Below are 11,921 nucleotides of genomic sequence, written 5' to 3'. Positions count from 1 at the left end.
CTCCCGGCAGCAGACGGCCCTCGACCTCGACTCCGTCGCCACGTACACATCATCATGAACAGGAGAACCCATGAACGATCAGCGACTCAGTCGTGTGCGCAGCGACCTCCGCACGGCACTCGAACGAGTGCATCGGCGACTCGATCCGGGGACCGAGGTCTATCTTCGCCATCCACTGAGCGAGGAGGATTTCGCCCTCTGTCTCGACGAACTCCTCGAGGAGTTGGACAGCGAGAACTGGGCGGACGTGCTGACCCGCAACTACCCCGTCGCGTACATCGTGAACCTCGACACCGTGATGGATCGGCTCCCCCGCTACGAGGGCGCCCGCGCCTCACCTACTCCAGGGGACGGGAACACAGGGCCGACCGAATCCACCGGCGAGAGGGGCCTATCGCCCTTGGACGGCCACGGGACTCTGCGTCCGAAGACCGTACACATTCTGCGCAGGGGCCTGGGCATGCTGTACTCCGAACGGATGGAGCGCGCTCTCGACCACCTGCTCGATCGGCTGGAGGAGCGTTTCGATCCCGACTGGTTCTCCTGGTGCCGAGAGTACAACGAACACACGGAGTTCACGCTCTGCCTCGAGACTGTCGTCGACGCCCTCTACTTCTCCGCCTCGAAAGTCCCCGCCCTGCTCCTCGATCGGATCCACGAGCTCGCGCGCATCATGGAGATGTCGAGCAGGCGTCTGGATCGCCTCCGATCACTCTGAGCCGTGGAGGTCTCCCGCACATCTCCGCACCGACGACGACCCGAGAAGGACCACGGTCGCCACCACGAGCGCCCGACCCGGAGCCCAGACCTACGACCCCTGATACGCCGCGAACAGCAGCGACGTCTCCGACCCCTGCAGGATGCTCGGCCGGGCGACGTCGTCAAGCACCACGAAACGGAGCATGCCCGCGCGGCTCTTCTCGTCTCCCTATATGGCCGCCAGGAGCGTCTTCCCGAGAAACCAATGCAACTCCTGGACCAACTCGACGCAGCTGGTGAGACTTTTCATTACATTGAGGCTTATGCAAAATCCGATTGATCGACATGGATTCGTGCGTGTCGTTCACGGTTAACACCGGCTGGTCCGCTGTGCTTGAAGAGCAACCTTCGACAGAAACTCTTCGCACAGGAACCAGCCGGTGCACACACAGACTACTACGGGAATGACGGCCGAGCACTACGCGATCCTCGCCGAACGGATCGAGAACGAGTTCACGTGGAATCGGCGTCGAGGACGGCCACGCACACTCTCGCTCGCCGGGGCACCGCAGATCACTCTCCTCTATTATCGCCAGAATGTCACCGAGCAGTTGGTCGCTGATGTGGTCGGTATCAGTCAGTCGACCGTGTCGTGAACGATCGCGGTGGTTGAGGCGATGCTCAATGTCGTTGTCGACGACGAGCAGCCGGACGTTGACGCCGCGCTCCGCGGGACGACGCCGTCAATCGACGGCACCCTCCTGCCGTGCTGGTCCTGGGCAGACGCGCCCGAGCTGTACTCCGGGAAACGCAAGACCACCGGGCACAACTGCCAAGTCCTCGCCGACCTCTCCGGCCGGTTGATCCACATCTCGGATCCCATCGCGGGCAAGCATCATGATGCCCACGCGTTTCGAGAAACCGGGTTAGCCGACACCCTCAACCTCTCGAACACGCTGGCCGACAAAGGCTACCAAGGCACCGGAATAGTTACACCCATAAAAAAGCAGCCAGGTCAAAAACATGTGCTAGATCACGCGAAGCAACACAATCGCTTCGTGAACACTCACCGGTACGTGATCGAAAGAACACTTGCTCACATCAAAACCTGGCGCATCTTTCACACCGACTACCGGCGACCACTACACACCTTCCACGACGCCTTCAACGCGGTCCGCGGCCTCATCTTCTTCATCCAGAAAGAAACCGATTTTGCATAAGCCTCAATGAGGCTCTAGCAGAACTCGGCGTGGCAGTCCCGGTCACATCACGCATCATCACGATCAGGAGAACCCAGGGACGACGAGCGACTTCGCCGTGTGCGCACCGACCTCCGTACGGCGTTCAATCGGGTGCGGCGGCAACTCGATCCGCACGCTGAGGTATATCTGCGGCATCCGCTGAGCCCTCAGGATTTCGCCCCCTGCCTGAGAGAACTCCTCCAGGCCGTGGAGGGAGAGAATTTGTCAGACGTCCTGCTCCGCCATTACCCTGTCGAGAACATCGTGAAACTCGACACAGTGATGGATCGGGTCCCGCGGCGGGTGGGTGCCCAGGCTCCACCCGAGACGTGGAAGAACAGAGCAGGATCGACTGATCTCCTCCGCGCGAGGGGCCTGTGGCGCCGGAAGGACCGCGAGTCGATGCGTCCAGAGACCGTGCTCATCCTGCGCAAGGGCCTGGGCATGCTGTATTCCCGCCGAATGAAACTCGCCCTCGACCACCTGCTCGATCGGCTGGAGGAGCGATTCGATCCCGACTGGTTCTTCTGGTGCCGAGAGTTGAACGATCACACCGAGTACGTGCTCTGCCTGGAGACGGTCGTCGATGCCCTCGACGACTCCGACTCGAAAGTGCCTGCTCTGCTTCTCGACCGGATCCACGAGCTCGCGCGCATCATGAAGATGTCGGTCTGGATCGCCTCCCGTCGTCGTAAGCCCGAGCGAACCTACGACCCGATCTCCTGATACGCCGCGAACAGCAGCGACGTCTCCGGCCCCTGCAGAATACTCGGCCGAGCGAGGTCATCGAGCACCACGAAGCGGAGCATGCCCGCGCGGCTCTTCTTGTCGCGCTGCATAGCGGCGAGGAGTGTCTCCCATCGGCCGAGCGGGTAACTCGTCGGTAGGGTCAGCGACTCAAGGATGCTGCGCTGCCGGTCGACGACGGCATCGCTCAGCGATCCGGTCAGGCGGGAGAGCTCAGCGGCGAACATCATCCCGACCGACACGGCTGCACCGTGGCGCCACTGATAGCGCTCGGCATGCTCGACCGCGTGCCCGAGAGTGTGCCCGTAATTCAGGATCTCGCGCAGACCCTTCTCGGTGAAGTCCTCGCCGACGACGCGCGCCTTGATCCCGATCGACAGTTCGACCAGGCTGCGGAACTCCTCCGACGTCGGATCGGTTGCCAAGTCGATATCCGACTCGATGATGTCGAGGATGCGCGGCTCCGCGATCATCCCGCACTTCACGATCTCGCCGAAGCCGGCCAGCACCTCATTGCGTGGAAGGCTGGTCAGCACGTCGAGGTCGGCGACGACGGCGCTCGGCGCGTGGAAGGCGCCGACCAGGTTCTTGCCCTCGGCCGTGTTGATACCGGTCTTGCCGCCGACGGCCGCATCGACCATCCCGAGCACCGTGGTCGGCACCTGCACGACATCGACTCCGCGAAGCCAGGTCGCGGCAACGAAGCCGGCCAGATCGGTGATCGCCCCGCCGCCGAAACCGACGACCACGTCGGTACGGGTGAAGTCGGACTGGCCCATCACCTGCCAGCAGAACGCGGCGACCTCAACACGCTTCGCAGCCTCGGCGTCCGGCACCTCGGCGAGCAGCACCTCGTAGCGCTCAAGCAGGCTCTCGCGGATGTCGGCGGCCAGGACCGCCAGGGTCGGCGGGTGCACGATGAGCACCTTCGCGGCGCGGGGGCCGATCGCGTCGGCCAGGCCGTCGAGGAGTCCGCGCCCGACGTGGATGTCGTAGCCGTTCTCGCCAGTGACGGAGAGGGCGGTGGTGCCGTCGTTCATGACTGTCTTCCGCTCGGGCGGCTGAAGGCCGCCGATTCCGATGGTGCAGGGGTTCCGGAGGGATGCGGTGCCCGCAGCCACTCAGCGATCTCGGCGGCGATCAGGGTGATCGGCCGTCGGGAGGTGTCGACGACACGGTCGGCGAGGGCCTCGTAGACCGGACGCCGCTCCTCAAAGATGCGGACCCAGTCGTCGACTCCGCCGCGCACGAGCGGGCGGGAGCCGGAGCCGAAACGGTCGCGGACAGCCTCGGCCGTGGTGGTCAGGAGCACGACGGGCACAGCGGCGAGGTCGGCGCGCGTGTCGAGGTCGAGCACCGCTCCCCCACCCAGGCTCAGCACCACGTCGCGGCGAACGGCGCGTTCAACGACCTTCCGCTCTTCGCGACGGAACGCGGCCTCGCCGTGTGCGTCGAAATAGGGGGTGATCGGACCGTGGCTGCGGACGAACTCGGCGTCGGAGTCGACGAACCCGGCGCTGAGTGCCGTAGCGACCCGCTTGCCGATCGTCGTCTTCCCGGCGCCCATCGGGCCGATCAGGACGACGCGAGCTCGGGCCGCGCCCGTGTCATGACCCGCCATCAACGAACTGCCAGGGGCCGGACCATCAGACGAGTCCGAGCGCCGGATCGCTGGACGAGGCCGTGCGGAGCTCGACGGGGATGGCGGCGAGGTAGCCCTGCAGATTGCGGCGGGTCTCGGCGACACTGTCCCCGCCGAACTTCTCGAGCACTGCATTCGCGAGCACCAGGGCGATCATGGCCTCCGCGACCACGCCGGACGCCGGTACCGCGCAGACGTCGGAGCGCTGGTGGTGGGCTCCCGCCGACTCCCCGGTAGCGACGTCGACGGTGCGTAGCGCGTGCGGCACGGTCGAGATCGGCTTCATGCCGGCGCGGACCCGCAGGACGGTCCCGGTGCTCATCCCGCCCTCGGTGCCACCCGCGCGATCGCTGGAGCGAGAAATGCCATCGGCCGTCTGGAAGAGTTCGTCGTGCGCCTCGGACCCGCGGCGGGTGGCGGTGACGAAGCCGTCACCGACCTCCACACCCTTGATCGCCTGGATGCCCATCACGGCGGCGGCGAGCTGCGCGTCGAGCCGACGGTCCCAGTGCACGTAGGAGCCCAGGCCGGGCGGCAGGTCGTAGGCGAGCACCTCGACCACTCCGCCGAGGGTGTCCCCGTCTTCGTGCGCGCGATCCACCTCGGCCACCATGAGCGCGCTGGTCGCGGCGTCGTGGCAGCGCAGCGGGTCGGCATCGAGAGCATCGACGTCGGCCGGTGCCGGCAGAGGCGAGCCCTCGGGCACGCGGACCGATCCGATGGCGAGGGTGTGGCTGACGAGGGTGATGCCGAGTTCGCCGAGGAACCGGCGGGCGATGGCGCCGAGTGCGACGCGGGCCGCGGTCTCGCGGGCGGAGGCGCGCTCGAGGACATTGCGCGACTCCGGAAAAGCATATTTCTGCATGCCGACCAGATCGGCGTGGCCGGGGCGGGGGCGGGTGAGCGGGGCTCCGCGGCCCTTGGGCAGAGTCTCGGGGTCACGGGGCTCGGCCGACATCACGTCCTCCCAGCGCGGCCACTCGGTGTTGCCGATGCGCAGGGCGATGGGGCTGCCCATCGTCGCGCCGTGGCGGACACCGGAGGAGATCGTGAGCTCGTCCTGCTCGAAGCCCATCCGGACGCCGCGGCCGTAGCCGAGCTTCCGGCGTGCCAGGTCGGCGCGGATGTCGTCGAGAGAAACGAAGACACCCGCCGGCAGTCCTTCGAGGACGGCGACGAGTTCGGGGCCGTGGGATTCCCCGGCCGTGAGCCAACGGAGCATCCTCCGATTCTCGCACACGCGCTCAGGGCACCGGACCCGCCGAGACGGCCAGGCGGAGTGCCGCGAGCACCTCGTCCTCACGCTCGAGCGGCACAGCGGGATCTCCGACGACGAAGATCCGCACCTGTACGAGCGCCTGGTGGAGCAGCATTCCCAGACCCGACACGACCGGCGAGCCGACCGCGTCCCAGCGGCGGGCAAGCGCGCTGGGCCACGGGGAATAAACGACGTCGAAGAGCGTCGAGCCCGCGACCACCGTGTCGGGGACGTCGAGGCCGTCCGCGGCCCCGCCGGGCAGAGTCGAGATCACCAGCGGGGCACCCATCGACCAGTCGGCGAACGAGCGGACGACGAGGTCGACACCGAGTTCGCCGGCGATCCGGATCAGCGTCGCGGCCTTGGCGGGCGTGCGCAGCACGACCTCGACGCGGTCCGCACCCCGTTCCACCGCCGCGACCAGGGCTGAGGCGGCGGTCGCTCCCCCGCCGAGGATCTGGACGCACCCCGCCCGGGCCACTCCGGCCTCGTCGAGGGCACGGACGATTCCCGTCACGTCGGTGTTGTAGCCGCGCAGGAGCGGCACGGGACCGGAACGGTCGACGAGCACCGTGTTGACGGCGCCGGTGGCCGTCGCGACCGCGTCCTCCTCCGTCAGCAGCGGTCGCACCGCGTGCTTCAGCGGCATCGTCAGCGAGAGGCCGTGCCAGGAGCCGCGAGTGAGGACATCGGCGAGTGTCGCCTCAGTCGTCTCGACGGCACTATAGCTCCAGTCGAGTCCGAGCACCCGGTAGGCGGCGGCATGCAGCGCCGGCGATTTCGAGTGCGCGATCGGCGAGCCGAGGACCGCCAGGCGGTACCCGACGCGCGTCACTGGTACTCCGGGTGGTCCCGCATCCAGGCCTGCCACTGGGCGACGGCCGCGGTGTGCTCGGCGTCGGTGGTGGAGTAGATTGTCTCGCCCGACTGGAGGTTCACCGTGACGAAGTACATCCAGGTGCCGTCCGCCGGGTGCACGACCGCGTTGATCGCGACGTCGCCGGGGTTCGAGATCGGCGCCGGCGGCAGTCCGTCGCGCTGATAGGTGTTGTAGACGTTGCCGGCGTCGTTCCGCTCGGCGTCGGTCGTGGAGACGCGGTCGGTCGCGCCCGTGCCGTAGGCGACGGTGGCGTCCGACTGCAGACGCCAGCCCTGATCGAGGCGGTTCTGGAACACCCGGGCGACCTTCGGGAAGTCCGCGGCCACCCGCGCCTCGCGCTGCACGAGCGAAGCGAACACCACGACGCGGTAGCGGTCGTCGACGGGCACGCCGGCCCTGTCGAGCGACTGGTACATCCGGTCAACGAGCGTCTTCAGGATGTCGTGAGCCGGCGTCGACGGATCGATGTCGTAGGTCGCGGGGAACAGGAAGCCCTCAAGGCTCGTCGCCCCGGCGGGGAGACCGAACGAACCCCAGTCCGCGGCCGCCGCCTCGAGGTCGGTCAGAGCGACTCCGGTGCCGTCGGCGATCAGCGGAAGCGCCGCCTTCAATGCCGTGCCCTCGGGAATGACGAAGGTGTTCGCCAGGCGCGTCGAGTCCGAATCGAGCAGGGCCGACAGGGCGGCCTCGGAGCTCATCTCGGCCTTCAGCGAGTAGGCGCCGGGCTGGAAGACCGGCTCCGGGCTCTGCGAGAGGAGCAGCTTGTAGAACGGGGCGTAGGACTTGATGACGCCGTCCGACACCAGGTTGTTCGCGATGTCGCTCCCGTCGTCGCCCTGGTGGATCGTGAAGAGCACCTCACTGGATCCAGTGCCGGTATAGTCGGCGGCCTCGGGCTCGGCGAACAGGCCGCGTACCGGCTCGAGAAAGATGGTCACGGCAATCGCGACGAGGGCCGCGAAGACGCCGAAGGCGAGTAGGCCGCCGATGAGCCCGCGGTGGTTGCGGCGCTTCCTCGCGCCGCGCGTCGTGCGGGAGGAGCGGCGCCGCTTCGGGCGTGCGCTCGCATCGAGGGCGACGGCGTCGTCGCGGCCGCGGGGCGCGGGCACATCGGGCCCGGTGAAGAGGCGGGTGAGCGGGTCGTGCGCCTCAGTCGGTGCGGCTCCCTGCTCCGGGGTCGAGGCGGGCGGAGTCGACTTCGCTGACTCGGCGGCGCGGGCGTCGCGGCGGCTCGGGGGGACGTCGGTCACGGGGAGATCCTTCGTTCGGTTCGAGCGACACTCCGGCCGGGGTGCCGGCCGAGCGCTCGGAATCGATGGCGTGCTGCAGGATCACCACGGCGGCGACCTGATCGATCACGGCACGGGAGCCGCGGGTAGTGCGTCCGGAGCGGTGCAGGGCGCTCTGGGCGGTCACGGTCGACAGCCGCTCGTCGACGAGGCGCACCGCAGCGGTCGGAACCGCTTCGGCGAGTCGTCGGGCGAATCCGCGGGCGTCCTCCGTCGAGGCCGTCTCGGCCCCCGACAGCGACAGCGGTAGTCCGACGATGATTGCCTGGGCATCGTACTCGGCGGCGAGGTGGGCGATCCGGGAGACGTCCGCGGATCCGCTGTCAGCGCTGGCCCGCGCGACCGTCTCCACCGGCACCGCGAGGAGACCGTCGGCGTCGCAGCGCGCGACTCCGATGCGGGAGCGGCCCACATCGATGCCGAGCCGGACGCCGAACCGCACCATTCAGCTGGTCGCTTCCTGCACGACGGCGTCAAGCGCTGCGTCGATCGCGGAGACGTCCGAACCGCCACCCTGCGCGAGATCGTCCTTGCCGCCTCCGCCGCCGCCCAGGATCCCGGCGGCGCGCTTCGCGAGCGCGCCCGCGCGGCGTCCCTGGTCGCGGGCGGCCTGGTTGGTGGCGACGATCACGGCGGGCTTGCCCGAGACGTCCGCGGCCAGAGCGACGACGGCCGGCTCGGCGCCGAGCCGCTCACGGACGGAGGTGACCAGCGAGCGCAGCTCGTCCGTCGACCCCGCGGCGCCGATGCTCTCGGCGACGACGGTCGTACCGCCCAGCGTGCGTCGGGTGGCCGCGAGGGCGGGGACCCGGTCGGCGAGAGCCCTGGCCTCGAAGGCGGCGATCCGCTTCTCGGCGGCCTTGAGGCTCGCCACCAGTTCGCCGATCCGCTCGGGCAGCTGCTCGCGCGGGGTCTTCAGCGACGAGGAGATCGTGCTGACGAGCGCCCGCTCGGCGGCGAGTTCGCGGAAAGCCTCCCTGCCCACCAGAGACTCCACGCGGCGGTTCGTCGATCCGACCGAGGACTCGCTGACCAGGCTGATCACACCGACCTCGGAGGAGCGGCCGACGTGCGTGCCCGCGCAGAGCTCGCGCGACCAGGGCCCGCCGATGTCGACGACCCGCACGACGTCGCCGTACTTCTCGCCGAAGAGAGCCATCGCTCCAAGTGCCTTCGCCTCGTCGATCGGCAGCTCGCGGGTGACCACCTCGAGGTTGTCCCGGATCGCCGTATTGGCGATCTCCTCGATCTCGCTGCGCGTCTCGAGCGAGAGCGCCTGATTCCACGAGAAGTCCAGGCGCAGGTAGCCGGCCTTGTTGTACGAGCCGGACTGGTGCGCCTGCGGTCCGAGCACCTGCCGCAGGGCGGCATGGATGAGGTGCGTTCCGGAGTGGGCCTGTGCGGCTCCCCGGCGCCAGTCGCGGTCGACGACGGAGGTGGCGGCGTCGCCCACTCCGGCCTCGCCACTGGCGACCTGCACCGTGTGGCTGATCAGGCCCTTGACGGGCTTCTGCACGTCGAGGACCTCGAGGTCGAAGCCGGAGCCGACGATGCGGCCCGCGTCCGCCTCCTGCCCACCCGACTCCGCGTAGAGAGACGTGGCCTCCAGGATCACCTCGGCGATGTCGCCCGCGACCGCCTTCGTCACGGAGTGGCCGCCGACGATGAGGCCGAGGATGCGCGACTCGGTGTCGAGCACGTCGTAGCCGGTGAACAGCGTCTCGCCGTGTGCACGGAAGTCGGCGTAGACCGAGAGGTCGGCCAACGCGGACTTCTTCGACGTCGCGTCGGCCTTCGCACGGGAGCGCTGCGCGGTCATCAGAGAGTCGAACGCCTCTCGGTCGACCGACAGACCGGATTCCTCGGCGATCTCGAGGGTCAGGTCGATCGGGAACCCGAAAGTGTCGTGCAGGAGGAACGCGGTGTCTCCCGGCAGGGTCGGCGATGCGGCCTTCTTGGTCTTCAGTACTGCGAGGTCGAGGATCTCGGTGCCGGCGGCGAGGGTCCGCAGGAACGCCTCCTCCTCGCCGTACGCGCTGCTTGACAGGCGCTCGAACTCGGTGGAGACCTCGGGGTACGCCGCGGCCATCGCGTCGCGCGAGGCGGTGAAGAGCTCGGGGAACGTCGCAGTGTCCACTCCGAGAAGGCGCATGGCGCGCACGGTGCGGCGCATCAGGCGGCGCAGGATGTAGCCACGTCCCTCGTTCGAGGGCGTTACCCCGTCCGAGAGCAGCATGAGCGAGGAGCGCACGTGGTCGGCGATCACGCGCATCCGCACGTCGTCCTCGTGGGTCGCGCCGTAACGGCGGCCGGAGAGTTCCGCAGCGCGGTCCAGGACCGGACGGACCTGATCGATCTCGTACATGTTCTCGACGCCCTGCTTGAGGAACGCAACCCGCTCCAGGCCCATGCCGGTGTCGATGTTCTTGCGCGGCAGCTCGCCGAGGATGTCGAAGTCGACCTTGCTGGTGCCCTCGCCGCGGAGGTACTGCATGAAGACGAGGTTCCAGATCTCGACGTAGCGATCGTCGTCCGTGACCGGCCCGCCGTCGATGCCATAGGCGGGTCCGCGGTCGAAGAAGATCTCGGAGCAGGGGCCGGCCGGGCCGGGCTGGCCGGTGGACCAGTAGTTGGTGTCCCTGTCCAGGCGCTGGATGCGCTCGTCCGGCAGACCCGCGATCGACTTCCAGAGCGCGATCGCCTCGTCGTCGTCCTTGTAGACGGTGACCCACAGGTCCTTCTCGTCGAAGCCCAGTCCCCCGTCGCTTTCGGCGCCCGTAAGCAACTCCCAGGCGTAGCCGATCGCACCCTCCTTGAAGTAGTCGCCGAAGGAGAAGTTGCCGTTCATCTGGAAGAACGTGCCGTGACGAGGGGTCTTGCCGACCTCCTCGATGTCGTTGGTGCGGATGCACTTCTGCACGCTGGTCGCGCGCGGATACGGTGCCGGGACCACTCCGGTGAGGTAGGGCACGAACGGCACCATGCCGGCGACGGTGAAGAGGAGGCTCGGATCCTCGCTCACGAGGGACGCGGAGGGGACCACGGTGTGGCCGCGGCTCGCAAAAAAGTCGAGCCAGCGGTTGCGGATGTCTGCGGTCTGCATGGGTTCCGTTACGGTTCGGTCGGTGACGACGCGGATGTCGGGCGGCGAGGGCGTCAGCCTTCGCCGATGGCGGCCTTCAATTCGGCCTCGCGCTGGTGGTATCCCTCGGACACGGCCTCACCGAGTTCCTTCGCGGTGCGGTTGAGGTCGGCGAAGAGCCGGGATCCCGCCTCGGTGCGCGAGACCTGGTGGGCGACCGCGAATCCGAGGCCGATCCCGATGACGATCAAGAGGATGTTCTTCACGGGGTGTCCTTCCACGGCGATGGGGCGGCGCGACGGCGCGACGACCCGTTCGATTCTGACCCGTTCGATTCTAGGGCGCGGGCGCAGTACTACTTCGAGCGCACACGCTTCGAGCGCTTGGCGACGGTGCGACCGGTCGCCGCTCCGACCTTGTCCGCGGTGCGTCCGGCGACGAGCACGGCACGGACTCCGGCGGTGAAGCCGGCGAGCTTGATCAGCGGACCGCCGACGGTCGCGGCGGTAAGAGCGACGAGCGCGTTGACGTTGCCGGTGACCTCGGCGACGTCCTTGGTGATCGTGTCGACCCGGGCGAGCTGGTGGTTGGCCTCGCGGAGGGTGGACGCGGACTGGTCAAGAATCGGAGTCAGCCCGTCGCTCGCCTGCTTGATGGCCTCGCTCGTGCTGTCGAAGACGCGTCCGAGCTTCCAGAGCGGGATCGCGGCGATCGCGACCAGGATCGCGAACACCCCCGCAGCGATGAGCCCTGCGATGTCTCCACCGGTCACGGTGACCTCCCTTCGATGCCGCCCAGCGCGGCACTCCAGCCTAGCGACGGGCCGCCGACCGGTCGGACGCGAGCCCTGCGACGTCCCGCGTACGGTGTGCAGGACTCCGTCCGGTGTGCAGGACTTCGCACGGTATGCAGGACTCCGCACGGTATGCAGGACTCCGCACGGTATGCAGGACTCCGCACGATGTGCAGGGGTGCGACCACGGATCGACCACTTTTCCGCGAATCCAGGCTCCGGACGTCGAGATCCCCTGCAAACCGCACCACGTCCTGCAAATCGCACCACGTCCTGCGAATCGCACCACG

At 68.1% G+C, this 11,921-nt stretch carries 13 protein-coding genes and 1 pseudogene; 4 read left to right on the top strand and 10 right to left on the bottom strand.

The window, feature by feature from the left end; all coding sequences use genetic code 11:
• Positions 1–70 precede the first annotated feature (70 nt).
• Complete coding sequence (locus tag A6122_RS06175; protein WP_068252803.1) at positions 71–718, top strand: hypothetical protein; 648 nt, start codon at positions 71–73, stop codon at positions 716–718.
• A 90-nt stretch (positions 719–808) separates the two neighbouring features.
• On the opposite strand, the pseudogene A6122_RS17250 reads toward A6122_RS06175, so the two are convergent.
• A pseudogene (locus tag A6122_RS17250) lies at positions 809–925 on the bottom strand (3-dehydroquinate synthase); the annotation flags it as partial.
• A gap of 238 nt (positions 926–1,163) precedes the next feature.
• On the opposite strand from A6122_RS17250, the gene A6122_RS15715 reads away from it, so the two are divergent.
• The 3 genes from A6122_RS15715 to A6122_RS06165 all read left to right on the top strand — a co-directional run bounded on the left by A6122_RS15715 (position 1,164) and on the right by A6122_RS06165 (position 2,666).
• Positions 1,164–1,355: a helix-turn-helix domain-containing protein gene (locus A6122_RS15715; RefSeq protein ID WP_084415852.1), complete on the top strand. Its 192-nt coding sequence runs from the start codon at positions 1,164–1,166 to the stop codon at positions 1,353–1,355.
• Positions 1,356–1,364: 9 nt separating this feature from the next.
• Positions 1,365–1,919, top strand: a complete 555-nt coding sequence (locus A6122_RS06170; protein ID WP_084415851.1) for a transposase family protein — start codon at positions 1,365–1,367, stop codon at positions 1,917–1,919.
• Positions 1,920–2,018: 99 nt separating this feature from the next.
• Positions 2,019–2,666, top strand: coding sequence for a hypothetical protein (locus A6122_RS06165; protein WP_157593787.1), 648 nt, complete (start codon positions 2,019–2,021; stop codon positions 2,664–2,666).
• Here A6122_RS06165 and aroB read toward each other — a convergent pair.
• From aroB to A6122_RS06120, 9 genes are all read right to left on the bottom strand, one after another.
• A complete protein-coding gene (gene aroB / locus A6122_RS06160; RefSeq protein WP_068252797.1) occupies positions 2,648–3,727 on the bottom strand; it encodes a 3-dehydroquinate synthase in 1,080 nt (359 codons plus the stop codon). The two genes, A6122_RS06165 and aroB, sit on opposite strands and share 19 nt — an antisense overlap.
• Positions 3,724–4,308 carry a shikimate kinase gene (locus tag A6122_RS06155; RefSeq protein ID WP_068252794.1) on the bottom strand — a complete coding sequence of 195 codons (585 nt, stop codon included), beginning with the start codon at positions 4,306–4,308 and terminating at the stop codon, positions 3,724–3,726. The genes aroB and A6122_RS06155 overlap by 4 nt, the downstream gene beginning before the upstream one ends.
• Before the next feature lie 25 nt (positions 4,309–4,333).
• Positions 4,334–5,551: a chorismate synthase gene (aroC, locus tag A6122_RS06150; RefSeq protein WP_068252791.1), complete on the bottom strand. Its 1,218-nt coding sequence runs from the start codon at positions 5,549–5,551 to the stop codon at positions 4,334–4,336.
• A 22-nt stretch (positions 5,552–5,573) separates the two neighbouring features.
• On the bottom strand, positions 5,574–6,422 hold the full coding sequence (locus A6122_RS06145) for a shikimate dehydrogenase family protein (protein ID WP_068252788.1): 849 nt from the start codon (positions 6,420–6,422) through the stop codon (positions 5,574–5,576).
• Entirely contained in the window at positions 6,419–7,717 is a 1,299-nt protein-coding gene (gene mltG, locus A6122_RS06140; RefSeq protein ID WP_167542350.1) for an endolytic transglycosylase MltG, read from the bottom strand. The genes A6122_RS06145 and mltG overlap by 4 nt, the downstream gene beginning before the upstream one ends.
• Entirely contained in the window at positions 7,617–8,201 is a 585-nt protein-coding gene (ruvX, locus tag A6122_RS06135) for a Holliday junction resolvase RuvX (RefSeq protein WP_068252786.1), read from the bottom strand. The genes mltG and ruvX overlap by 101 nt, the downstream gene beginning before the upstream one ends.
• On the bottom strand, positions 8,202–10,859 hold the full coding sequence (gene alaS / locus A6122_RS06130; protein WP_068252783.1) for an alanine--tRNA ligase: 2,658 nt from the start codon (positions 10,857–10,859) through the stop codon (positions 8,202–8,204). It lies immediately after the preceding gene.
• Between the two features lie 53 nt (positions 10,860–10,912).
• Positions 10,913–11,104, bottom strand: a complete 192-nt coding sequence (locus A6122_RS06125) for a hypothetical protein (protein WP_068252781.1) — start codon at positions 11,102–11,104, stop codon at positions 10,913–10,915.
• An 89-nt stretch (positions 11,105–11,193) separates the two neighbouring features.
• On the bottom strand, positions 11,194–11,610 hold the full coding sequence (locus tag A6122_RS06120; protein ID WP_068252779.1) for a DUF948 domain-containing protein: 417 nt from the start codon (positions 11,608–11,610) through the stop codon (positions 11,194–11,196).
• Between the last annotated feature and the right edge of the window lie 311 nt (positions 11,611–11,921).

Source organism: Rathayibacter tritici (genome assembly GCF_001641005.1).
In the GTDB taxonomy this organism is placed as follows: Bacteria; Actinomycetota; Actinomycetes; order Actinomycetales; family Microbacteriaceae; genus Rathayibacter; species Rathayibacter tritici.
Note: the sequence above shows the minus strand (reverse complement) of the source record. Positions and strands in the feature narration are given on the sequence as shown.